This window comes from Priestia filamentosa, assembly GCF_900177535.1.
Lineage (GTDB): Bacteria > Bacillota > Bacilli > Bacillales > Bacillaceae_H > Bacillus_I > Bacillus_I filamentosa.
In genome coordinates this window covers 760056-782102 of the sequence record NZ_FXAJ01000002.1, presented here as the reverse complement: position 1 = coordinate 782102, position 22047 = coordinate 760056, and the positions used below count along the sequence as shown (strand labels likewise).

Annotated in this window: 25 protein-coding genes and 1 pseudogene; 20 read left to right on the top strand and 6 right to left on the bottom strand. The window is 36.1% G+C overall.

What is annotated here, in order from left to right; genetic code table 11:
• Positions 1–983 precede the first annotated feature (983 nt).
• Positions 984–1211, bottom strand: a complete 228-nt coding sequence (locus B9N79_RS10920; protein WP_085118261.1) for a helix-turn-helix transcriptional regulator — start codon at positions 1209–1211, stop codon at positions 984–986.
• A 320-nt stretch (positions 1212–1531) separates the two neighbouring features.
• Between B9N79_RS10920 and B9N79_RS10915 the strand changes: the two genes are divergently transcribed.
• From B9N79_RS10915 to B9N79_RS10895, 6 genes and pseudogenes are all read left to right on the top strand, one after another.
• A complete protein-coding gene (locus B9N79_RS10915) occupies positions 1532–2860 on the top strand; it encodes an FtsK/SpoIIIE domain-containing protein (RefSeq protein WP_085118259.1) in 1329 nt (442 codons plus the stop codon).
• Entirely contained in the window at positions 2796–3386 is a 591-nt protein-coding gene (locus B9N79_RS10910; RefSeq protein ID WP_085118256.1) for a replication-relaxation family protein, read from the top strand. The genes B9N79_RS10915 and B9N79_RS10910 overlap by 65 nt, the downstream gene beginning before the upstream one ends.
• A 12-nt stretch (positions 3387–3398) precedes the next feature.
• Positions 3399–3521 (top strand): hypothetical protein, encoded by a 123-nt coding sequence (locus B9N79_RS26735; RefSeq protein ID WP_275080539.1) that lies wholly within the window; start codon positions 3399–3401, stop codon positions 3519–3521.
• A gap of 4 nt (positions 3522–3525) precedes the next feature.
• The gene (locus B9N79_RS10905) at positions 3526–3969 is read left to right on the top strand and encodes a hypothetical protein (RefSeq protein ID WP_085118254.1); all 444 of its coding nucleotides are present in this window, start codon (positions 3526–3528) and stop codon (positions 3967–3969) included.
• Between the two features lie 10 nt (positions 3970–3979).
• Positions 3980–4318, top strand: coding sequence for a hypothetical protein (locus B9N79_RS10900; RefSeq protein ID WP_085118252.1), 339 nt, complete (start codon positions 3980–3982; stop codon positions 4316–4318).
• A 160-nt stretch (positions 4319–4478) separates the two neighbouring features.
• A pseudogene (locus tag B9N79_RS10895) lies at positions 4479–5354 on the top strand (NAD(P)-dependent alcohol dehydrogenase); the annotation flags it as partial.
• Between the two features lie 51 nt (positions 5355–5405).
• On the opposite strand, the gene B9N79_RS10890 reads toward B9N79_RS10895, so the two are convergent.
• Complete coding sequence (locus B9N79_RS10890; RefSeq protein WP_046217375.1) at positions 5406–5783, bottom strand: MerR family transcriptional regulator; 378 nt, start codon at positions 5781–5783, stop codon at positions 5406–5408.
• Positions 5784–5980: 197 nt separating this feature from the next.
• Between B9N79_RS10890 and B9N79_RS10885 the strand changes: the two genes are divergently transcribed.
• Positions 5981–6538 (top strand): thioredoxin family protein, encoded by a 558-nt coding sequence (locus B9N79_RS10885; RefSeq protein ID WP_046217374.1) that lies wholly within the window; start codon positions 5981–5983, stop codon positions 6536–6538.
• 157 nt (positions 6539–6695) lie between these two features.
• Here the strand turns inward: B9N79_RS10885 and B9N79_RS26095 are convergent, their stop codons facing one another.
• Positions 6696–6854: a hypothetical protein gene (locus B9N79_RS26095; protein ID WP_158512817.1), complete on the bottom strand. Its 159-nt coding sequence runs from the start codon at positions 6852–6854 to the stop codon at positions 6696–6698.
• 427 nt (positions 6855–7281) lie between these two features.
• Between B9N79_RS26095 and B9N79_RS10880 the strand changes: the two genes are divergently transcribed.
• From B9N79_RS10880 to B9N79_RS10840, 9 genes are all read left to right on the top strand, one after another.
• Positions 7282–8715, top strand: coding sequence for a DHA2 family efflux MFS transporter permease subunit (locus tag B9N79_RS10880; protein ID WP_046217373.1), 1434 nt, complete (start codon positions 7282–7284; stop codon positions 8713–8715).
• Between the two features lie 155 nt (positions 8716–8870).
• On the top strand, positions 8871–9320 hold the full coding sequence (locus B9N79_RS10875) for an AraC family transcriptional regulator (protein WP_046217372.1): 450 nt from the start codon (positions 8871–8873) through the stop codon (positions 9318–9320).
• Positions 9321–9833: 513 nt separating this feature from the next.
• The gene (locus tag B9N79_RS10870; RefSeq protein ID WP_019394202.1) at positions 9834–10094 is read left to right on the top strand and encodes a metal-sensitive transcriptional regulator; all 261 of its coding nucleotides are present in this window, start codon (positions 9834–9836) and stop codon (positions 10092–10094) included.
• 175 nt (positions 10095–10269) lie between these two features.
• Positions 10270–10752, top strand: a complete 483-nt coding sequence (locus B9N79_RS10865; protein WP_085118247.1) for a DsrE/DsrF/DrsH-like family protein — start codon at positions 10270–10272, stop codon at positions 10750–10752.
• Between the two features lie 43 nt (positions 10753–10795).
• A complete protein-coding gene (locus B9N79_RS10860) occupies positions 10796–11164 on the top strand; it encodes a rhodanese-like domain-containing protein (protein WP_182928717.1) in 369 nt (122 codons plus the stop codon).
• A 125-nt stretch (positions 11165–11289) separates the two neighbouring features.
• Positions 11290–11850, top strand: coding sequence for a sulfurtransferase TusA family protein (locus B9N79_RS10855; RefSeq protein ID WP_046217370.1), 561 nt, complete (start codon positions 11290–11292; stop codon positions 11848–11850).
• Positions 11851–11998: 148 nt separating this feature from the next.
• The gene (locus B9N79_RS10850; protein WP_046217369.1) at positions 11999–13126 is read left to right on the top strand and encodes an MBL fold metallo-hydrolase; all 1128 of its coding nucleotides are present in this window, start codon (positions 11999–12001) and stop codon (positions 13124–13126) included.
• A 48-nt stretch (positions 13127–13174) separates the two neighbouring features.
• Positions 13175–13402, top strand: a complete 228-nt coding sequence (locus B9N79_RS10845; RefSeq protein WP_046217368.1) for a sulfurtransferase TusA family protein — start codon at positions 13175–13177, stop codon at positions 13400–13402.
• Positions 13403–13455: 53 nt separating this feature from the next.
• Positions 13456–14232, top strand: coding sequence for a sulfite exporter TauE/SafE family protein (locus B9N79_RS10840; protein WP_046217367.1), 777 nt, complete (start codon positions 13456–13458; stop codon positions 14230–14232).
• A 139-nt stretch (positions 14233–14371) separates the two neighbouring features.
• Here the strand turns inward: B9N79_RS10840 and B9N79_RS10835 are convergent, their stop codons facing one another.
• Positions 14372–15145 carry a PAS domain S-box protein gene (locus tag B9N79_RS10835; RefSeq protein ID WP_085118244.1) on the bottom strand — a complete coding sequence of 258 codons (774 nt, stop codon included), beginning with the start codon at positions 15143–15145 and terminating at the stop codon, positions 14372–14374.
• Positions 15146–15437: 292 nt separating this feature from the next.
• Here B9N79_RS10835 and B9N79_RS26090 point away from each other — a divergent pair, with 292 nt between their 5' ends.
• A complete protein-coding gene (locus tag B9N79_RS26090) occupies positions 15438–15587 on the top strand; it encodes a hypothetical protein (RefSeq protein WP_019394210.1) in 150 nt (49 codons plus the stop codon).
• Between the two features lie 101 nt (positions 15588–15688).
• Here the strand turns inward: B9N79_RS26090 and B9N79_RS10830 are convergent, their stop codons facing one another.
• Complete coding sequence (locus B9N79_RS10830; protein ID WP_046217365.1) at positions 15689–16570, bottom strand: aminoglycoside 6-adenylyltransferase; 882 nt, start codon at positions 16568–16570, stop codon at positions 15689–15691.
• A gap of 580 nt (positions 16571–17150) precedes the next feature.
• On the opposite strand from B9N79_RS10830, the gene B9N79_RS10825 reads away from it, so the two are divergent.
• The 3 genes from B9N79_RS10825 (at position 17151) to B9N79_RS10815 (ending at position 20915) form a co-directional block, all read left to right on the top strand.
• Complete coding sequence (locus B9N79_RS10825; protein WP_046217364.1) at positions 17151–18341, top strand: glycine C-acetyltransferase; 1191 nt, start codon at positions 17151–17153, stop codon at positions 18339–18341.
• Positions 18342–18386: 45 nt separating this feature from the next.
• Positions 18387–19346 (top strand): L-threonine 3-dehydrogenase, encoded by a 960-nt coding sequence (locus tag B9N79_RS10820; protein ID WP_019394213.1) that lies wholly within the window; start codon positions 18387–18389, stop codon positions 19344–19346.
• Positions 19347–19523: 177 nt separating this feature from the next.
• Positions 19524–20915: an amino acid permease gene (locus B9N79_RS10815; RefSeq protein ID WP_019394214.1), complete on the top strand. Its 1392-nt coding sequence runs from the start codon at positions 19524–19526 to the stop codon at positions 20913–20915.
• A 62-nt stretch (positions 20916–20977) separates the two neighbouring features.
• Here the strand turns inward: B9N79_RS10815 and B9N79_RS10810 are convergent, their stop codons facing one another.
• The gene (locus B9N79_RS10810; protein ID WP_019394215.1) at positions 20978–21979 is read right to left on the bottom strand and encodes an LLM class flavin-dependent oxidoreductase; all 1002 of its coding nucleotides are present in this window, start codon (positions 21977–21979) and stop codon (positions 20978–20980) included.
• Between the last annotated feature and the right edge of the window lie 68 nt (positions 21980–22047).

Genomic DNA, 22047 nt, shown 5'->3' with positions numbered 1-22047 from the left:
ACTTTACCAATAATGATTAAAAGTATAAAGTTTTATTGAGAAAGTAACCCCTTTCTCCAATATTCAGCACGTATTAAAACCCCTGCTCATTGCGAGTAGGGGCTTTTTTATCTTCTTATAAAGAAAAAACATGCTGTAAAGTCTACACTTATATTATGACCTAGGGATCCTTTTTCTATGCATCCTTGTCACAACTTATTGTCCATCTTTATATAATGGGGTAAGGGGATATATTTTGTTATCCTTTCGAGGTCTATCTATTCGTATTTGTATGTATTAAATACACAAAAGCCCTCACTCGACAAAGTAAAGGGCTTTTGTTTTTGCAAAAGGGGTATTATTGCAACTAAAACGGATAATAAGAGAAGGTATTTATAGTATGGTGGAGTTAAAGAGATTTTATTCAAATGAATCATATATATTAAATTAATTTATATAATGTATGGAAGATGAAATACCTTTTGGATATTTATCCATATGGTATTTTCGTTTTGTATATCCCTAATAATGGAAAACTCTTACTCAAATGAGTAGGAGGTTTCTTTTTTTTATCCCAATAAGTGGAATACCTTGTTGCAGGTACCTGTTTATAATATAAGTCATGTATCCATTTTCAATTCATTACGGACAACTTTTATTTTATTTCATATAATAGAGTGAATGAGAGAAATCTTATTCAAATTTACTAGACATCTATTCCTATCCCCTCTGTTAATAAACAGAGGTTTTTTCATGCGATTGAGAATGAAAAACAATATTCCAGTACATAATACCAAATGTCGATTTCCTCTACTTTACCTCATGTGGAAAAGACTAATATTACGAAAAAGCCCTTCTCTTAAGAGAGGGGCTTTTTATGCCATAAAGAATAAAACAGTAAGCATTGTACATGATACAAATGTATGGCTGTATGGCTGTACATTTCTTCTCGCATGAAGTAGGCGAAACCTCAAAGGGCCCTTATCCAAGTGGATAAGGGCTTTTTACATGTTCCAGAAATCATCTACTTTAATATTAGGATCAATATTTCTAAGAGCTTTTAAAATCTTTGCCATCGTTTTCTGAGTTGGAGCATGCTTCCCGTCGGCTTGACACAGTTCACTAACAGTTGACCGACTAACTTTAGAATTATTAGCAAGCCATTGTTGAGAAACGCCTCTTTTGTCTAACCATTCACCTAATTTACTTCGCTTTTTCCCTAGTCCAAACATTAGTTTATCACCTCTTTAATACCTCTAACTTGTCCGGAAATCCGAAGTTTTATGCAAATCTGTAGAAAAGTTCGGAATAATGACCAAGCTGAATGAAATACCCTTTACTATACCAACAAAAAACCCTTTCAAGTTGCATTTCAAATAGCTGTTCAAATGTCGTTCTATATGTCGTTTCAATACTTCCTTTCTAAAATCCTGCTCAGACATTCTAAAAGACATTTAAACCCTTATAGCGGAGCTTCTCATCCTTAATTTTTTATGTCGAATTGAAAGGGACTATCTACTCTGTAGATATCCATAGGAGGTGGGAGAACAACATGATTGCAGAGATAGCTTTCGGTTCATTGATTGGAGGTTTATATATTAAAGCTTCAATGAAGCAAAAGGGAGGGGGAGGAGCTAACGATCACGAGAAAATTATTCGTATTGCTGAGGCGTGCGATTTAACGAAACAGGGTCAGTCTCTTCGCCTTCATCGAAAAACAGAAGAAGAACGTTTTACCGAATATGTTTATCAAATTCCCCAAGGGTTGTCTTTTAAGAAGTTCGAAAAGCATATACATGAATTTCAAGATGGCTTGAACATTAAAAAGAGAGAATATGAGTTCAACAGAAAAGGATTAAAGGAATTGTGGAGATATTTAAAAAAAGGTCGCTTTAATCGAGCAACCTTTCGAAGAGACATTCATAACATTCTTTTCACCAAAAATGACATTAAAAAATCCATCAAAATGAACTATGATGGCATGCTGCATTTCAAAGTCTTTGATAAGGATTGGGAAACGATGATTAAGTTTGAGGAATCTTTCTTCGATGGCTGCTATGACTGGCGTGTTCCCCTAGGAGATAACGGAGAGGAGATGTTGAATTGGAAAATCGGGCGTGAACATATGGCGATAGCAGGAGGAACCAGGCAAGGTAAAACACAGTTTCTCAAGCTATTAATTACTTCCTTGCTCCAACTGTATCCTGAGCAAATTAAATTCTCTCTTATTGATCTTAAAGGCGGTGTGTCTTTCCAGAGATACGAGAACCTTATTCAAACAGTGAATTTTGCTGAAAATATCTATACGGCTACAAATACGTTAGATGCTGTATATGAAGAGATGCTTGGAAAACAGAAGGTTATTAAGGATAAAGGACTTGAAACAGCAGACGAAGCAGGAATGTTTGAGAAACACTTTGTCATTATCGATGAAGCAGCTGAGTTGTCACCTATTATCAAAAAGGATGAACGAGAGCGGAGGAACAAATGTCAGCAACGTTTATCAGAGATTGCGCGTTTAGGAGCAGGGCTCAATTATATTCTGATTTTTTGTACTCAGTACCCAACAGTGGATGTTATGAGCAAGGATATAAAATCAAATCTGAATCAGGTAGTTTGCTTCAAATTAAGAAGTGGAAACCAAAGTCAAGTTGTACTAGATGAGTGGGGAGCGGAAAAGCTGGAATGTCCTGGTCGGGCTTTAGTGATGGATGGTGTATCTCGTCATAAGATCCAAGTGCCTTTGGTTGGAGAAGATTTGATAAAACGTACTATACAACCTCATATCAACATAAAACCGCGAAAGGATGAGAAACATGCAAAGGACGATTCAAAAGAAACAACGAACAGAGAACATACTCTTGTCATTGAAGAAGTTTGATTATTTATCCCGTTCACAACTGCAAATTCTTCACGCTTTAGGAAGTGATCGTAACGCTTCAAGAGTTATGAAAGATCTAGAAGAGTATGTCCATTCTTTCCGCGATGGAGAAAACATTTACTATTTAAGCAAACAAGGTCGTGAATTGACAGGTAGTAAAAAGGTGTGTAAAAAGACCACGCAAGCCCTCCACTATATCATGCGAAACGATTTGTATATCGCTTATGAATGCCCTTCTTCTTGGAAGAATGAAATGAAGCTTGAAGTTCCTGGGCAAGTCAAAATTATTGCGGATGCTATTTTTCAGAAAGACGGTCGCTACCACTTGGTTGAAGTCGATAACACACAAAAGATGAACAAGAACCGTGCAAAGGTTGATAAATATAAAGCTCTTATTAGTTTAGGAGTTTTTAAAACTCCACCTAAGCTTATATGGGTAACGACAACAGAATATCGTCGTAGACAGCTTACAGAGCTATTAGAAGGCTTAGATTTTCAGATTTTCACTATATCAGACTTTCACTAAGAAGTGGTCATCATGTGGAAAAAGGCAGCAGTTCAAGTTGGGTTTATGGCATTAGATTATGGGTTGAAGAAGCGTAAGGAAAAGAAGAAAGCAAGCAAGAAGCGCACAAAAACTACTAAGAAGAAGAGAGGTTAACAACATGATCTTAGCAGCTAAGAAAACTCAAACGATGAGCATTAAGGAATTTATGAACGGTGGAAAAGAGACAAATCCAAAGAGGAATAGAGGGGACGTAAAGACAGGGCAAGAGTGGTTGCCATTATCTCTAGGCATGATAGGACTTCCTTTCTTAATCGAATCGTTTACCAACATTGCATTTGCTGCAGAAGCCGTTCCAGCAATGTCAACTAAAGAGGAAGTAAAAGCAAAAGTCATTGAGGCTTTTAACCCACTGATTGAATTAGCACAAGGTCTTGCTTATCCAGTCACTTTTATTGCAATCGCAGGAGCAGGAATCATGTGGATCATTGGAAGACGTGAGAGAGCAATGGATACTTTACAAGGTGCAACGATTGGTTACTTTGTTGTACAGTTAGCTCCGTTAATTATGAAATTACTTACTTCTGTTACAACAGGTTTTTAGGAGGTACATCATGCAAACTATGAGTATATCAGAGTTCATAAATAAAGAGGCCACACTTGGTGTAGCCCCTAACCTAACTTTCTTTGATTGGATTCTGCATCCTCTCCAAACAACAAAAGAGCATGGGGTAGATGCAATTTATAACTTAATAGATCCGTTCCTGGATATAGTGCTCGTTATGTCGCAGCCAATCGCTAGTATTATTCTTACGACAGCAGGTTTACTTTTCATTGTTGGAATGAAAGGTAAGTGTATAAAGTGGATGACGACCACTTCACTTGCTTATGTCTGCATTCAACTTTTACCTATGTTACTAAAGGCTATGCTGTATAGTTTGGCTCAATACTAAAAACGACCACATAAACGACCACATGACCACGTAAATGACCACAAATTTATCGATTGCTTACGAGTATAGAATTATAGATTTTCCCTCTTTCTCCTATTTAAATAAAGGTTTTTATAGAATTTGCGAAAAGGAACGAAACTTTGCGAATGTGGGTTAAGATATGTTCCCAATGGTACCTGGACATGAAATTGCGGGAGTTGTCGAAGCTGTTGGCCGAAACGTAACAAAATATGCAGTAGGAGACCGCGTTGGAGTTGGTTGTTTCGTAGACTCATGCGGAGAGTGTGAATACTGCTTGGCTGGGGATGAGCAATATTGTACAAAAGGTGTTGTGCAAACGTACAATTCATTAGACTATGATGGGGAACAAACATACGGCGGTTACAGCCAAAAAATCGTTGTAAAAGAAGGATTCGTTGTTCGTATTCCGGACGCTTTAGAAATGGACGTAGCAAGCCCCCTACTATGTGCAGGTATTACAACATACTCTCCTCTAAAGCATTGGAATGTAGGACCTGGTAAGAAAGTAGCAATCGTTGGTATGGGTGGTCTTGGTCACGTAGCCATTCAATTTGCTCATGCAATGGGAGCAGAAGTAACGGTATTAAGCCGCTCTATGAACAAAGAAAGTGAAGCGTTAAGTTTTGGAGCCGACCACTATTTCGCAACAAGCAATGAAGAGACGTTTAAAGAATTAGCAGGACGCTTTGACGTAATTTTAAATACTGTATCAGCAAACCTTGAGGTTGATGCTTATTTATCTCTTCTTCGGATTGATGGTACGCTTGTGAATGTAGGGGCTCCAGCTGAACCTGATCAATATAGCGTGTTCTCTTTAATTATGGGACGTCGCAGTATTGCAGGTTCTCTTGTTGGTGGCATTAAGGAAACACAAGAGATGCTTAATTTTGCAGCAGAGCATAAGATTGCTCCTCAAATTGAAGTCATCAATGCAAGTCAAGTGGATGAAGCATATGAGCGCGTTTTAAAAAGTGATGTCCGCTACCGCTTTGTCATTGATGTGGCAACATTATAATCTCAAAATATAATCATAAAAACGCCGTAGACTAGATGCCTACGGCGTTTTTTACAATTTATTTTTAGCGTTTTCTTCTAACTCATCATAGTAGTGGAGCTTATGATCAATTTTAGCAAAAGCCTGATCTAACTGCCTTTGTTTTTCAAACATTTTCTCTTTGTGCTCTTCGAGAATTTTCTTTCGCTGTGGAATCGTCCAATCGCCTTCTGTTGTTAGTTCCACAATCTCACGCAGCTTAGAAAGAACAATATCTGTTTTTCGTAAACAGATAATCAGTTCTAACCAAGACAAGTCGCTTTCCTCAAAAACGCGATTTCCATTTTCATCTCGTTTTAAAAAAGGAAGAAGTCCTTCTTGTTCGTAATAGCGTAGTGTATGTGTTGGCAATCCGACTTTTTTGGCTGCTTCTTTTATATAAAGTCCCATTGTATCCTCCATGATTTCCTTTTTTCTTTTTCATTATAGACCTTAAAGTGAACTTTAAGGCAACAAGTTCATAAGAACAAAGTAATTTAGAGGACGTTTTTATCTGTGAAATGAGATAAATAGGGCATAATAGTCGAGAAAAAGTTAAAAATTTAGTATGGTATAGTTATCAATATTAAAGTAAAAGAGGTAGTAGTATGAAAACAGAACAACAGTATTTTGAAGAAGGAAAAACACTTCAAACATATATGGAGGAAATGAGTACATTAAAAGAAGAAAGCTTTTCTGTATATAATGCGTTTCAGCTTCCTCAAGATGAGTTTGCAGAGCAGCTAAAAACACAAAATCTTCATTTCTTAATTATTACAGAAGATTGGTGTGGAGACGCAATGATGATTAATCCCGTGATTCGAAAAATAGCGGAAGCGGCAGATGTAGAAGTGCGCGTTGCTTTACGTGATCAAGATACGAATTTGATTGACCGCCATCTCACAAATGGAGGACGTGCCATTCCGATGGTGCTCATTCTTAACAACGAAGGGGAGCTAATTGGAAAATGGGGACCACGCGCGCCAAAAGTGCAAGAAATAGTCAACGAAGTGCGCTCAGCTCTTCCACCAAAAGAAGATCCTTCTTTCCCAGAAAAGCAAAAAGAAGTGATAAAATCTTTACAAAAACGCTATATGAACGAGTCTGTTTTATGGTCATATGTTTATGAAAGTTTTAAAGAAACAGTATTAAATACAGGAAAGTAAAGATAATAAAAACCACCTTTTGAGAGATCTCCTTCAAAAGGTGGTTTTCTTGTTCATCTATTTCAGAATGTTAAACTCTATAGAGGAAGTAGTGGAATAAAGGTTGTCTGACAAATAAAAGTGAAAAAAACTTCCGTACATTTCATTTAAAAAGCGCTTATCTGTTAAGATAAGCCTCTTCAACTCGTAGTAGGATAACGAGCCGCTGAGCTGCTTTTTCAGTAATAGAAGAAGAATAGCCAAAGCGCCTTAGACAGTATTTATATCGCTTCCTAGTTTGGTTGAGAAACAATTGAAACTGCTCAAATTCGCTCATAAGGATCCTCCCTATATATTATAATAATTAATATATGAAAAGAGGAAAAGAAAGTGTAGGAGATATGAAGTATTTCCTATCATTTTTTGTAGAGAGCACCCTGAGTTTTAGGAGGGGGGAATACAAAAGAACCTTTGTTAATAAAGGCTCTTTTGTATTCTTTCTGTTCCCATTTCTAAGAGGAGAGCATTGTTAAGAATAGTAGATCAAACTTTTCTCCTTTTAAGCGTTTCTCCTCAATCCTCCCCATATTTCTTGCAGCTTTTCCTGCTTCTGTTTTCCCTTCAAGTGGTGTAGAGAGAGATCAGGTTTTGGTTCGTAAACGTAAAAACATCCCATTCTTTTAATATTCATATGTCTAGAGATACATATTTTATTATGATATCCTTACAACTAGCAAATAGAATACTAAAGGGGGAAAAATGAAATGACAAACAGCGAAAAAATGAGCGGACAAAGTAAGCTTATTCTCTTCATCTTAATTCTAGGAAACTTTTTATGTTTAATTAGCGAAACGGTCATGAATGTGGCTTTACCAAAAATTATTTCAGAGTTTCACGTTCCTACAAGTTCTGCTCAGTGGCTCACAACTGGATATATGCTCATTATTGGCATATCTGTCCCTGTATCTGCCTTTTTAATTCAACGATTTACACTTAGACAGTTATTTATGACAGCGATGAGCTTATATGTAGTAGGGTCCTTGATGGCCTTTATGACACCGCTTTTTTCTATATTGTTAATAGGAAGAATGATTCAAGCCTTGGGCACAGGTCTTGTTTTACCTTTAGTGATGAGTACGATGTTAACGCTTGTGCCTGTACATAAACGAGGGACAGTAATGGGTGTTTTCCAAGTTGCTATCTTATTTGCTCCTGCTATTGGACCTGTCCTTTCAGGGATAGCCATTCAATACTATTCATGGCGAATTATCTTTTTAGGTCTTTTGATTGCAGCAGTTCTTATTTTATTATTTGCCGCTTTTAAATTAAAAAACGTATTAGAAACCTCAAGACCAAAGATTCATATTCCATCTGTGGTGCTTTCAACGCTAGGTTTTGGCGGAGTTGTTTATGGCTTTAGTGTAGCTGGTGAAGGTTCTGGGTGGGGGAATCCATCAGTATGGATTACACTTGCAATTGGCATTATTGCTCTTGCTATCTTTGTGAGAAAACAAACAAAAATGACCTCACCAATGATTAGCATGACACCCTTTACATCATCTATTTTCTCAAGAGGCATTCTTTTAATGTTTCTCGTTATGATGATTCAGTTTTCTATGATGCTTATTTTACCTCTTTATTTTCAAACAGCAGCATCATTGTCTCCACTCCAAACAGGCTTTCTTATGCTGCCAGGTGGAATTACGCTTGCTTTTACAGCCATGATTGGAGGAAGATTATTCGATAAAATAGGCTTCAAGCCTCTTCTTGTTGTAGGTCTTATTCTTCTTATCATCATGCTAAGCTTATTTACGAGAATTTCGAGTGATACAACAACCACTGAAGCAACGATTTTATATGCTTTCTTTACGATTGGCGTAGGTCTAAGCGTAGGACCTGCCATGACGCTCGCTCTCAATCAAGTTCCAAAAGAACTGCATGCGCATGGTTCAGCGATTTCAAATACAATTAACCAAGTTTCAGGTGCAATTGGTCCAGCTCTTTATACAAGTATTATGACAATGGGGTCACAAAGATTTATAGAAGGTGCAGAGGGAGGGGACCAATCTCTTCTTGAAGTACAAGGGATGACAGAAGGCGTGCATATCGTCTATTATACAGCTTTAGGTTTTGCAGCTCTCGCTTTCGTATTGGCGTTAACGCTAAAGCGGAAAGATCAACAACTTCAGAAGAGCTAACAAAGAATAGAAAAAAAGCTATCCATAAATGTGGATAGCTTTTTCTGTTCTTTGATTTTTTATACAATAAAAATTTTAAAAATTTAAGTGTTTATTTTTTTATAACATGATAATTTTTACAATGTAGGAAATAACAATAAAAGGAGAAGTGATTTATGAAGATTAAGATTGAAAATTTACCAAACTATCACATTGCATACGTAAGACAAGTTGGTCCATATGGTCCTCAGAATGCTCAAACAATGGGGAAATTAAAAAACTGGGCTAAAGACAATAATCTACTTCATGAGAAGGCGATAATACTTGGAATTGCGCAGGATCATCCCGACACAACTCCTCCTGAAAAATGTCGCTATGATGCTTGTCTTGTCATTTCAAACAATTACGAGATTGATGAGGCTGTGAGTAAAAGTGAACTACCTGGTGGGAAATATGCGATCTATAAAGTGAAACATACAGCAGAAGACATTCAACAAGCATGGGATGAAATTTTTACTGAATTGCTAAACAGCGGCTATCAAATTGATGATAGGTCCATTTTTGAAAGATATAGCATTGAACTAGTTGAACAAGATTATTGTGAAATTTGTGTTCCAGTAAAATAACTAAGAAACTAAGATTCTTATACTTTTAGAAAAACAATTTTGTCTTAGTATTGCCTATCATCGTAAATTAGAGACTTATAGTTATCTAAAGGTTTTTTAAACAAAAGCTCTTTAAAAGTCTAATTATGCAAACTTTTAAAGAGCTTCATTTTCATTCGCTTTATAAAAAAAGGGTAACAGGCTAATAGTCTGTTACCCTTACATTTCTCTATATTTTAATTGGAATGAAATGTATTTTAATGCTTCAATTATTATTATAGTTCTTATCGTAGAAAGTAGGTTTTTGTTAATCGAAGAAAGCTTTTAAGGTTACTTCTCCTCCGTGCTAAGATGAACTTTTAATGTAGAAAGATAATTTTTAACCTTGACTTTATACCTACGGGGGTATAATATTGGGACTGTAATCCTCATTGTTCTTTTTGTAAATGAAGGAGTACTTTTAATGTTGCGAAGCTGGGAATATCGTTTTTTAGAACCACCTAGCCTGAATAAAAAAGAAAGGAGTGTTGAATTTTGGAATATGATCAAAAAGTGAAAAATCGTTTGCGCCGAATTGAAGGGCAGATTAAAGGTGTGCTAAGTATGATGGAACAAAATAAAGATTGTAGAGATATCGTAACTCAATTATCAGCTGCCAGAAGCGCTATAGATCGAACTATGGGCGTTATTGTAAGTGAAAATCTAGAGCAGTGTGTCCGTGAAAGCATTGAAAAAGGGGAAAGTACAGAAGATCTAGTAAGAGAAGCTGTCGAATTATTAGTCAAAAGCAGATAATAAAGTTCATCAACCTTATTGATTAAAGGTTGACGTGCTTTATTACATATATTTATATACCTATACGGGTATGTGTAATTAATCACCGTAAGTAATACTGAAACTTGAAATTTACTATTTTATTTTTCGCTTTTATACCCCTGTATGTATTCAAGAGGAGAGAAGGAGAATTATTATGACCGAACAAAAGAAACGAACAACAATTGTATTATTTAGTGGGGATTACTATAAAGCAATGGCAGCTTATATTATTGCCAATGGAGCGGCAGCCTATAACCATAAAGTAACTATTTTTCATACATTTTGGGGATTAAATGCTTTGCGTCAGGAAACATCAGCTCCTGTTAATAAAGGGCTGTTAGAAAAGATGTTTGCCAAAATGATGCCTCGTGGCGCAGATAAAATGGGACTGTCAAAAATGCATTTCGGTGGAATAGGACCTAAAATGATTAAGCACGTTATGAAGAAACATAATGCTCTAACATTACCACAGCTAGTTGAAATGGCACAGGAACAAGATGTGAACTTAGTAGCTTGCACAATGACGATGGATCTTCTTGGGTTACAGAAAGAAGAATTGCTGAATGATATCGAATATGCAGGTGTAGCAGCTTACTTAGCAGATGCAGAAGAGGGAAATGTGAACTTATTCATCTAATAAGTTAAAAAGCTCACAGAATAAAAGGAGTGTAATAAAGACGATGAACGAGAGTATTTTCATTAACATACTTATATTTGGGCTCATTTTATTGTTTGTATTTCAACGTTTTATTACTAGAAACGGAATGAAACAAATTACAACAACAGAGTTAAAAAGAGAGTTGGAAGACAAAGAAAAACAGTTTATAGATGTTCGTACACCTTCCGAGTTCCGCACAAAACATATTAAGGGATTTCAGAATATTCCTCTTGCAGAGCTCCGTCAACAGTCCCATCATCTTTCAAAGGAGAGAGAAGTTTTTGTAATTTGTCAAAGCGGTATGAGAAGCGCTAAAGGGAGTCGATTGTTAACAAAGCTTGGGTTTAAAAGAGTAACGAATATAAAAGGTGGGATGAACACTTGGATATAGAGTCTTCTCATCATCACATAGAAACAAAAATGTTCTTAGAAAATAATAGAGGTATTGAGCGTAAGAAAAATAATTTTTAAGCTCTGGTATACCCCGCCCCCTATATAAAATAAGGAGGAAGAAGAATGGTAAAAGCAGATGTTATGTTAGATGCAAAAGGATTAGCATGTCCAATGCCTATTGTAAGAACAAAAAAGAAAATGGATGAGTTAAAGCCTGGACAAGTATTAGAAGTGCAAGCAACAGATAAAGGCTCGACAGCAGATTTACAAGCTTGGGCAAAAAATACAGGTCACAAATATTTAGAAACGAGAATAGAAGGAAATATACTTCATCATTTTCTTCGTAAAGATGGCGATTATCTCTTAGAGGAGAGATTTGCTATTCCTACTATTCCACTAGAAGCATTCAGAAAGAAAGTTGAAAGTAATAAACAGCCTTGTATTTTAGATGTTCGGGAGATAGGGGAATATAAACAAGCTCATATTCCAGGAGTGATTCATATTCCTCTTGGTGAAGTTGAAAAGCGTTCAAATGAGTTAAACAAAGAGGAAGAAATCTACGTTATTTGTCATTCTGGAAAAAGAAGTGAAATCGCAGCTCAAACTATGAGAAAACAAGGTTTTAAAAAGTTGATTAATGTTGTCCCTGGAATGCGTGATTGGAGAGGTGAAATAGAACAATAAAATGGGGTGTTGTATATTAAACAAAACTAGCTATTCTACAAATAAAGTCAGAGAAATTTTGAACTATTTCGAGAAAAAGAAGTATGATTCATATTCTGATTTTTATAAAAATTTTTTACTAAAAAATATACTACAGGGGGTATTTAGGATGTCTGTATATGCTCTTACTGCGAAAGAGATCACCCAAAAAATATTGAATAAAGAACCATTATTTATTTTAGATGTTCGTAATGAACATGATTTTAAGGATTGGAAGATTGAGGGCCATTATTTTGAATATCTCAATATACCTTACTTTAATCTTTTAGATGGAGTAGAAGAGATCTTGGAAAAAATACCTCCTAATAAAGAGGTTTTAGTTGTTTGTGCTAAAGAAGGTTCTTCGATTATGGTAGCTGATATGCTTTCAGAAGCTGGTCTTACTGTAGCATATCTGAAAGGGGGGATGAGAGCATGGAGTGAACATGTGGAGCCTGTAAAAGTAGGAGATCTAAAAGGTGGTGGAGAGATATATCAATTTGTTCGAATCGGTAAAGGGTGTCTCTCATACATGGTTATAGCAAATAAAGAAGCAGTTGTGATAGATACTACACGTATGACAGATATTTATGTAAATTTTTCAAAGGAAATCGGAGCAACCATCACTCATGTATTTGATACACATCTCCATGCAGATCATATTTCAGGTGGAAGATCACTTGCAGAAGAATCAAAAGCAACTTACTGGTTACCAGAAAAGGATGCTAAAGAAGTTGAGTTTGATTATGAACCATTAGAAGAAGAAACGGTTATTACGATTGGAAATACAGACGTTTCTATTCAAGCTCTTTACTCTCCAGGTCATACGATTGGTTCGACTTCTTTTATCATCGATAAACAGTATCTTCTTTCAGGCGATATTCTGTTCATTGACTCGATTGGTAGACCAGATCTAGCCGGTATGGCGGAAGATTGGATAAGCGATTTAAGAGAGACGCTCTACAAGCGATACAAAGAATTATGTGATGAATTAATTGTACTACCAGCTCACTTTATGATGATTGACGAGTTAAATGAAGATGGAAGTGTAGCCAAACTACTAAGTGCGTTGTTTGCTGAAAATCATGGTTTAAATATTGATCATGAGAGAGAATTTAAACACTTAGTGACAGATTATCTGCCGCCTCAACCGCATGCGTACCAAGAAATTCGAGAAACAAATATGGGGAAAAGAAATCCTGATGAGGAAAAGCAACGTGAAATGGAAATTGGACCAAATCGCTGTGCTATTCGATAAATAAAAATATGAAAAGTTTGATAAGAAAATAACAAAGGAGCTGTAAATATGAAAGCAGATAAAGTATTAGATGCAAAAAAATTAGCATGTCCTATGCCAATTATTAAAACAAAGAAAGTAATCAATGAGTTACAACAAGGTGAAATTTTAGAAGTCCATGTAACAGACAAAGGAGCTAAAAAGGACTTTACTGCTTGGACTAATTCAAACGGCCATGAACTTTTAAAGCAAGTGGAAGAGGACCATGTGTTAATGTTTTGGATTAAAAAAGGATAAAGAACAATCAAGATGAAAGGATACCCCTTCATCTTGAAAGGGAGGAAACCCTAATGGATATTGCCTTTGTTATAACTCTTTTTATCATTGGGGTTATAGGTTCTTTTATATCTGGGATGATAGGCATTGGAGGATCTGTTATCAACTATCCTATGTTATTGTATCTTCCTCCGTTAGTAGGGGTGATGTCATTAACAGCACATGAGGTTGCAGGCATCGGTGCTATCCAAGTGTTTTTTGCTACAATCAGCGGGGTTTGGGCCTATCGAAAAAGCGGATTTTTACACAAAAATTTAATTATATATATGGGAAGCAGTATTTTTATAAGCAGCATAGCAAGTAGTTACTTTTCTTATTTGATATCTGAAAAAGGAATGAATTATATATATGGAGTCTTGGCTCTTATAGCTGTTATTTTTATGTTTACTGCTAAGACAAAGAGAGAAGACGTGGCAAATGGAGAAGTGACCTTTAATAAATGGTTAGCTTCCTCGTTAGCTTTTATCATTGGAGGAGTATCAGGGATTTTAGGAGCAGGAGGAGCCTTCATATTGGTTCCTATTATGCTTAGTGTATTGAACATTCCAACAAGAACAACGATTGCTTCTTCTCTTGCTATTACCTTTATTTCTTCTATAGGAACAGTCATTGGCAAAGTTGGCACAGGTCAAGTTCTCTTTGTACCTGCTTCCGTTCTGATTATTGCTAGTCTACTAGCATCTCCACTAGGAGCTTATCTAGGACAAAAGGTGAATGCAAAGTTTCTGCAATGGCTATTAGCTCTATTCATTTTAGCTACTGCTCTTAAAATTTGGATTGGCATTGTTTAAAAAGCTTGTAAAAACAAATGTACTTTTACGTAATAAGTAAAAAGGCTTGAGTTTATTTCAACTCGAGCCTTTTATTTCCTTAAAATTACATGGTGTGAATAGAATATCCATAAAACACGTTTGATTAACTTAATATTATTTATTTTGAGGAATCACTAGTAAAAATGATCCCCAAAGAGTTCAGGGCGTCTTTTACAGTAGCCATTTTTAAAGTCCCCTCAAGATTAATCCCTAGTTGTACAGCAGATAAAGCTAGCTCTGGTCTTAATCCTGTTAAAATACAATGAACGCCAAGTAATGACATTACATGATTAATTTTAAAAAGATGCTCTGTTACAATTGAATCTAATTTATAAATACCTGAAAAGTCGATAATTAAACAATTTACTTTTTGAGTCTGTACCTTTATGGGTACATCTGTTAAGAGTTGGTGTGCTCTTTCCTCATCTATGGAGCCTACTAATGGGAGGATTGCGATCCCATCTAAAAGAGGAACAAGGGTTGCAGACAGTTCGTTTATTTGTTTTACGATTTCTTTTTGTTTTTTCTCATGTTCTCTTCTTGTTGTTATATCTCTAACATAAGTTTGGATTACTTTTGTATTTCCCATTAATATAGGGTGGCAGTACAATTCAACATTAACTGTTGTTCCATCCATTCTATATATCGTTTCTTCAATGAGCTCTGCTGGATGTTCATAAGCAGATTGAATTCTCATTCTTATAGCTTCTTTAGAAGTTTCTTGAAATATATCTAATGGACTTGCGCCAATAATTTCTTCTTTTGTACCTCTAAAAAACTCTTCAGCTGCGTGATTCACATATATAATTTTATGATTTGAATGGATGATAAGTGGATCTAATGCATATTCCATTACTTGTTGATAGTCAATATCAGAAATATTTTCCCTCATAGTATTCACTCCCTGATGAAAAGACTAAAGCATTGGTCAACTTTTATCAAGGTTTTGAGTATTTCTTTCTTTCGAATTATTAGGTTTATCAAAACAGTTCATTTGGTTATAGGGGACTTTTATCATATATTGCGTTAGAGTATAGAAATATAAAAAATCCACTTTTTATTTGTTCAAACAAAAGATAGAGGAGAATAAATTGGAATATCGTAGAGACTATAAACTTCTTCATTTCTTTAATCGAAAACATTAAGTAAGGGAATTAACCTTCAATATAGAGGGAGGGAGAAGAGTGAAAGAGCTCATTGGAGTATGCATTGAATGTAAGAGAGACATTTATTGTTTGAATGGATTTTTAGATGGAATTATTATCGGAAACGGTCAGTTGATATGTTTTCCATGTAACAAGAAATTGGCTTCAAAAGAGTCGAGTAAAACTTGAAATCTCCATCTATGGTATATCTTCTGCCTATTTAAAGAAGAAAGAGCATGCTTTATTTTCGTTAAAGCACGCTCTTTCGTTTAGAAGCTAAAGATTTTTCCCTAATAAATATTCTTGGCATCAGAAGGTAAATGTTTTACATGTGTAAGATAGCTCATCATATTTCTATCCTCAGTAAGATGATAAGTGAACCCTAATGTTCTAGCTACATCTTTTCCTAAACATCTAAACAGTTCACATGTAACAAATATTGCATTCCAAAAGGTATCATAGTTATCGTCCCCATACGATTTTTTGTACATTTCCCAGTACTCTTCAGGAAGATGCTTTTTGAAATATTTCCCCATTTTACCTACTGAAATTTCGAAGTTGTGCTGACTGCCAATCCACCATGATACCATCTCATCTAGCCTTGATCTAATCACACATTCAAACATTCCTTTAGCATATGGAAGTTCGTCACGCCAAATGCCTTTTGCTACGTTTTGAAGGTTCCACCAAAAATCATTACAGCACTCGATAAACATAAACTCTGATGGTTTTTCTACATGATAATCCGCATCTGTCGGAGAGGACATAGGTGATAAGCTATGATCTTTATCAAGTAGTGGAAGGGTTAGTTTTTCATGACCATAATGCTCCTGCATATATTCCTTTTTTTCAATATGAAGATCTATTCGAGTACCGTCTGTAAAAAGCATAAGATACCCATATGAACAAGGAGAATCTATAGCACTATTTTGAGATTGATCATTTTTATTTGGTTCCTGCATGAGAAGTACGTCACCAAACAAATTTAGCCATTTTTTGTCTTTTATAAAAGGTAAAGTTTCTGTCACAACATAAACGATATCATAATCTTGGAAAATATCTTTCGGAACATGAGGATTTGTTCGTGAGCCATTCATGTATACCGCTCGAATCCGATCGTCATTTTTGGCAATGTTCATGATTGTATTCATCATTTCTTGTTCAGTCCTCATTCCATATCCCTCCTTGAGACTTGAGAATATTTAGTTTGTTTTAACTTAGCCATGGAGGAGGGCGGGGGCGATGTGAAAGCAACAAAATAGAAAGAGGTTATAACTTGTTCAGATTCTTTTTCATCCCATATTCCTCTCTTTTAAATTTATCTTATAGCTACATTACTTCAAGAGGAGTTGGAAGATTCCTTCTTATCTCTGTAGGTATAGAATATTGACTGTCCTGTACTATGCTTAGTTAGTATTTTATTATCTCTCTAACAGACTAATCAAAAGAATTAAATTTAATTTGAGCATGTTTATGAAATGGGGATCCTTAAGGACTAAAGAATTATTTACAAATAAAATTCTGATTTTTTGTCCATGAAAGGTGGACAAAATCATTTTTTTCTATTACTATAAGTTTTGTAAACGCTATCATTAAAGCTTTCTAGCGATTATTTGTGTTTTTATGGGGAGGACACATGTGTTTTTTAAAAAGAGAAATAAGCGTAGTATTCTTAAAAGTCAGCGTTGAAAATAGGGGTAAATCATTAAAGATTTTACGTTTATTTCTACAAACAATAAGGGGGTACATGAAATGTCGAGTAAAACATTACATGAATTTTTAAAAGAAAACTTGGATGAGTTAAAAAACAAAGGACTTTATAATGTGATTGACCCTGTAGAAGGGCCAAATGGACCAATCATTACAATCGCAGGAAGAGAGTTAATTAATTTGTCATCTAATAACTATTTAGGTTTGGCAACAGATCAGCGATTAATAGATGCTTGTTTAGAAGCAACGAAAACCTATGGCGTTGGAGCTGGAGCTGTTCGCACAATTAATGGAACGCTAGATATTCACGTCAAATTAGAAGAGAGACTCGCCCAATTTAAACATACAGAAGCAGCCATTGCCTATCAATCAGGATTTAATTGTAATATGGCAGCCATTTCAGCAGTGATGGATAAACACGATGCTATTCTTTCAGATGAACTTAATCATGCTTCCATTATTGATGGATGTCGATTATCAAAGGCAAAGATTATCCGCTATAACCATTCTGATATGGAAGATCTACGAACAAAAACACGCCAAGCAAAAGAGTCAGGAATGTACAACAAAATCATGATTATCACAGACGGAGTATTCTCGATGGACGGAGATATTGCCAAGCTTCCAGAGATTGTGGAGATTGCTGAAGAATTTGATGTAATGACGTATGTTGACGATGCCCATGGATCAGGTGTATTAGGAAATGGCGCAGGAACAGTGAAACATTTTGGGTTATCAGATCGCGTAGATTTTCAAATAGGAACGTTATCTAAAGCTATCGGGGTTGTAGGAGGCTATGTAGCAGGAAAGAGAGATTTAATAGATTGGTTAAAAGTAAGAAGTCGTCCATTCTTATTCTCAACAGCGGTCACACCTGGAGCAGTTGCCGCTTGTATAGAAGCTATTGATATTTTGATGGATAGCTCGGATCTTCAAAATAAGCTATGGGAAAACAGCAATTATTTAAAAGAAGGGCTGAAAGCATTAGGATTTGATATTGGAGCAAGCGAAACACCGATCACCCCTTGTGTAATCGGAGATGAAGCAAAAACACAAGAGTTTAGTAAGCGACTGAATGAAGAGGGTGTGTATGCAAAATCTATTGTTTTTCCTACCGTTCCAAAAGGCACAGGGCGAGTAAGAAATATGCCAACGGCTGCGCATACAAAAGAGATGCTAGACCATGCCTTAGCTCTTTATGAAAAAGTAGGCAAAGAGATGGAACTTATTTAAGGGGAGTACTTGCAGAATCGTAAGTAAAAAAGGGGAGGTTTTTTCATGAAAAAGATCTTAGTAACAGGTGCTTTAGGTCAAATTGGTTCAGAGTTAACGCTAAAAATGAGAGAGATTTACGGCTACGACAATATCATCGCAACAGATATTAGAAGAACAGAAAGTGATGTTGTTCAATCAGGCCCATTTGAAATTTTGGATGTGACAGAGGAAAAAGCAATGTTCAACATGGCTAAAAAATATGAAGTGGATACAATTATTCATTTAGCTGCTTTACTGTCAGCAACAGCTGAAAAGAAGCCGCTTTTAGCTTGGCATTTAAATATGGGTGGATTAGTAAATGCGTTGGAAGCAGCAAGAGAACTAAATTGTCAACTCTTCACGCCTAGCTCTATTGGCGCTTTCGGTCCCACAACTCCTAAAAATCTGACTCCACAAGATATTATTCAACGACCAACAACGATGTATGGGGTCAATAAAGTATCTGGAGAATTACTATGTGATTACTATTACTCCAAATTTGGAGTAGACACAAGGGGGCTTCGATTCCCTGGTCTTATTTCATATATGACACCTCCTGGTGGGGGAACAACGGATTACGCAGTTGAAATCTACTATGAAGCCATTAAACATAAAAGATACACATCTTACATTGCTGAGGGGACGTATATGGATATGATGTACATGCCTGATGCATTAACGGCTATTATTACATTGATGGAAGCTGATGCTTCCAAATTAAAACACCGAAATTCATTTAATGTATCTGCTATGAGCTTTGATCCAGCGAAAATCGCCGCTGAAATCCAAAAGCATATTCCAGAGTTTGTCTTGAATTATAAAGTTGATCCTGTAAGACAATCTATTGCCGACAGCTGGCCTAATCGAATAGATTCAACTTGTGCGAAAGAAGAATGGGGATTTAATCCAGAATATAATTTAGAAAAAATGACGAAAGATATATTATCAAAGCTAAGATTAAAATCAATTTCAGTGACTGCCTAAATCAACCTATTATTCGAAGTACTGTATGTAGTATTCAAAGAGAAGAAAAGATCAGTACGTTATGCACTCTTAATATTGTTTTAAAAGTAAGCGCTTTCTATTAGCGTGAAGAAAACTTTTAAACAGGAGCATTAGTTTCATCAAACTTTGACTATGAGTAGTGTAGGAGGAAATAGGATGGCAAACAAAGATTTGAATAGGGATTTGAAAAGTCGTCATATTCAGATGATTGCGTTAGGCGGTACAATTGGCGTTGGCTTATTTATGGGATCAGCGAGCACAATTCAATGGACAGGGCCGTCTGTTATGTTAGCTTATGCAATTTCCGGTGTTTTTATATTCCTCATTATGCGGGCAATGGGAGAAATGTTGTATGTAGAACCAAGTACAGGTTCATTTGCGACATTTGGCTATAAGTATATTCATCCATTAGCAGGGTATATGACAGCGTGGAGTAACTGGTTTCAGTGGGTAATTGTTGGGATGGCGGAAATTATTGCGGTTGGAACGTATATGCAGTATTGGTTCCCTGATCTTCCTGCTTGGATTCCAGGTTTTATTGCCATGATTATTCTTGGAGCAGCTAACTTAATTTCTGTTAAATCTTTTGGCGAAATTGAATTTTGGTTTGCACTCATTAAAATTGTAACGATTATTTTAATGATTGTAGCGGGAATTGGACTGATTTTCTTTGGGTTTGGAAGTGGAGGGGAAGCCATCGGATTATCGAACTTATGGGAGCATGGTGGCTTATTCACAGGCGGATGGAAAGGATTTTTCTTTGCCTTATCCCTCGTTGTTGCCGCCTATCAGGGTGTAGAACTTATTGGAATTACAGCTGGTGAAGCAAAAGATCCGAAAAAAACGTTAACAAAAGCTATTCAAAGTACAATTTGGCGTATTTTAATCTTTTATATTGGCGCTATTTTCGTTATTGTCACTGTTTATCCATGGGATCAACTGAATGCAATTGGGAGTCCATTTGTAGCCACTTTCGCAAAAGTTGGAATTACAGCTGCCGCTGGATTTATTAATTTTGTTGTTATCACAGCTGCGATGTCTGGATGCAATAGTGGGATTTATAGTGCAGGACGTATGCTTTATACGTTAGGTATAAACGGACAAGCTCCTAAATTCTTTGCGAAAGTCTCTCATGGTGGGGTTCCTTTATTTGGTACATTCGGTGTTTTAATTGGGCTAGCCATTGGTGTTGTTTTAAGTTATATTGCACCAGAAAACTTATTTGTACATGTATATAGTGCAAGCGTTCTTCCAGGTATGATTCCATGGTTTGTGATTCTTATTAGTCAAATTCAATTCAGGAAGAGAAATAGGGCGAAAATGGATCACCATCCATTCAAAATGCCTTTTGCTCCTTTCACAAACTATATCACCATTGCGTTCTTACTAATGGTCCTTATTGGTATGTGGATTAATGAAGAAACAAGGATATCCCTTATTGTAGGAATTGGTTTCCTTGCCATTGTTGTGATTAGTTATTATGCTTTCAGAATAGACAAGCGTGTACGAACTCATGATCAAAAAGATGATAAAGCTATGATTCAATAGAAAAAAACGCAAAAAAAAGGGTTCCTCATTAGGAACCCTTTTTATATCCGCATTTCTCCACTTTATTTTTCGTCTACTACTTCCTTTAAGATTTCATATGACCGCTTTTGTTTCTCACGATCGTAAATATATGAAACAGCCATAATTTCATCTACGTTATAGTTGTTCTGGAAAGCTGTTAGCTGTTTACGAATCATCTCTTTACTTCCTTTAAAGGTTACGCTTGTCATAGATGAAATCATGTTTTCCTCCATCGGATTCATATGAGCCTGCATGTTTTCTACAGGTGGTCTCATCGGCATTTTTGTACCGCGAATAACATTAAGGAAGAAGAAATGCATTGTTGAAGCTAGAAATTCAGCTTCTTCATCAGTCTCAGCTCCAATAACATTTAGCCCTACCGTCATATATGGTTTATCTAAATAGGGAGAAGGTTTAAAACGTCTACGATAAATAGAAATAGCTTCTTCCATCTGCGCAGGAGCAAAGTGAGATGCAAATACATATGGCAATCCAAGTTCCGCAGCTAAATAAGCCGAATCAGTGGAAGAGCCAAGAATATAAATGGGCACATTTGTCCCTACCCCAGGATAGGCTTTTACATACCCTTGTGTTTCTTCTGAACCAAAATACGTTAATAATTCTTTTACGTCCTCTGGGAAAGTATGAACAGAATCACTTTTTGAGCGACGCAGAGCACTTGCTGTCATCATATCTGTGCCAGGTGCACGCCCAAGACCTAAATCAACGCGGTCAGGATAAATTGTTGCCATCGTCCCAAATTGTTCTGCAACGACTAATGGAGCGTGGTTAGGAAGCATAATTCCTCCAGAACCAACGCGGATGCTATTTGTGTTTTCTAGCGTATGTTTCATTAAAATAGAAGTTGCAGAACTTACAAGTGTAGGTGTATTGTGATGCTCTGCAATCCAATATCGTTTATAGCCCATCTTCTCTGTAGCTTGAGCAAGATCGGCAACAGCATCAATCGCTTCTTTCCCATCTTGGCCTTCTCGAATAGGAGCTAAGTTTAAAACCGAAACAGGGATATTAATATTTGACATAGGAGTGTGTCCTTTCTTCATACAATTTTTAATGTATACAGTAGATTTACCTTTTTTGTGCAGTTAGG

What these genes read in the sequence shown, in the direction of transcription:
- B9N79_RS10875 (WP_046217372.1), top strand. Translation starts at nt 8,871, where the DNA reads ATGAAGATTAAGATTGAAAATTTACCAAACTATCACATTGCATACGTA.
- B9N79_RS10830 (WP_046217365.1), bottom strand. Translation starts at nt 16,570, where the DNA reads ATGAGGACTGAACAAGAAATGATGAATACAATCATGAACATTGCCAAA.
- B9N79_RS10880 (WP_046217373.1), top strand. Translation starts at nt 7,282, where the DNA reads ATGACAAACAGCGAAAAAATGAGCGGACAAAGTAAGCTTATTCTCTTC.
- B9N79_RS10820 (WP_019394213.1), top strand. Translation starts at nt 18,387, where the DNA reads ATGAAAAAGATCTTAGTAACAGGTGCTTTAGGTCAAATTGGTTCAGAG.
- B9N79_RS10905 (WP_085118254.1), top strand. Translation starts at nt 3,526, where the DNA reads ATGATCTTAGCAGCTAAGAAAACTCAAACGATGAGCATTAAGGAATTT.
- B9N79_RS10815 (WP_019394214.1), top strand. Translation starts at nt 19,524, where the DNA reads ATGGCAAACAAAGATTTGAATAGGGATTTGAAAAGTCGTCATATTCAG.
- B9N79_RS10840 (WP_046217367.1), top strand. Translation starts at nt 13,456, where the DNA reads ATGGATATTGCCTTTGTTATAACTCTTTTTATCATTGGGGTTATAGGT.
- B9N79_RS10860 (WP_182928717.1), top strand. Translation starts at nt 10,796, where the DNA reads ATGAACGAGAGTATTTTCATTAACATACTTATATTTGGGCTCATTTTA.
- B9N79_RS26095 (WP_158512817.1), bottom strand. Translation starts at nt 6,854, where the DNA reads ATGAGCGAATTTGAGCAGTTTCAATTGTTTCTCAACCAAACTAGGAAG.
- B9N79_RS10810 (WP_019394215.1), bottom strand. Translation starts at nt 21,979, where the DNA reads ATGTCAAATATTAATATCCCTGTTTCGGTTTTAAACTTAGCTCCTATT.
- B9N79_RS10885 (WP_046217374.1), top strand. Translation starts at nt 5,981, where the DNA reads ATGAAAACAGAACAACAGTATTTTGAAGAAGGAAAAACACTTCAAACA.
- B9N79_RS10915 (WP_085118259.1), top strand. Translation starts at nt 1,532, where the DNA reads ATGATTGCAGAGATAGCTTTCGGTTCATTGATTGGAGGTTTATATATT.
- B9N79_RS10910 (WP_085118256.1), top strand. Translation starts at nt 2,796, where the DNA reads ATGCAAAGGACGATTCAAAAGAAACAACGAACAGAGAACATACTCTTG.
- B9N79_RS10890 (WP_046217375.1), bottom strand. Translation starts at nt 5,783, where the DNA reads ATGGGACTTTATATAAAAGAAGCAGCCAAAAAAGTCGGATTGCCAACA.
- B9N79_RS10825 (WP_046217364.1), top strand. Translation starts at nt 17,151, where the DNA reads ATGTCGAGTAAAACATTACATGAATTTTTAAAAGAAAACTTGGATGAG.
- B9N79_RS10855 (WP_046217370.1), top strand. Translation starts at nt 11,290, where the DNA reads ATGGTAAAAGCAGATGTTATGTTAGATGCAAAAGGATTAGCATGTCCA.
- B9N79_RS10900 (WP_085118252.1), top strand. Translation starts at nt 3,980, where the DNA reads ATGCAAACTATGAGTATATCAGAGTTCATAAATAAAGAGGCCACACTT.
- B9N79_RS10865 (WP_085118247.1), top strand. Translation starts at nt 10,270, where the DNA reads ATGACCGAACAAAAGAAACGAACAACAATTGTATTATTTAGTGGGGAT.
- B9N79_RS10845 (WP_046217368.1), top strand. Translation starts at nt 13,175, where the DNA reads ATGAAAGCAGATAAAGTATTAGATGCAAAAAAATTAGCATGTCCTATG.
- B9N79_RS26735 (WP_275080539.1), top strand. Translation starts at nt 3,399, where the DNA reads ATGTGGAAAAAGGCAGCAGTTCAAGTTGGGTTTATGGCATTAGATTAT.
- B9N79_RS10835 (WP_085118244.1), bottom strand. Translation starts at nt 15,145, where the DNA reads ATGAGGGAAAATATTTCTGATATTGACTATCAACAAGTAATGGAATAT.
- B9N79_RS10920 (WP_085118261.1), bottom strand. Translation starts at nt 1,211, where the DNA reads ATGTTTGGACTAGGGAAAAAGCGAAGTAAATTAGGTGAATGGTTAGAC.
- B9N79_RS10850 (WP_046217369.1), top strand. Translation starts at nt 11,999, where the DNA reads ATGTCTGTATATGCTCTTACTGCGAAAGAGATCACCCAAAAAATATTG.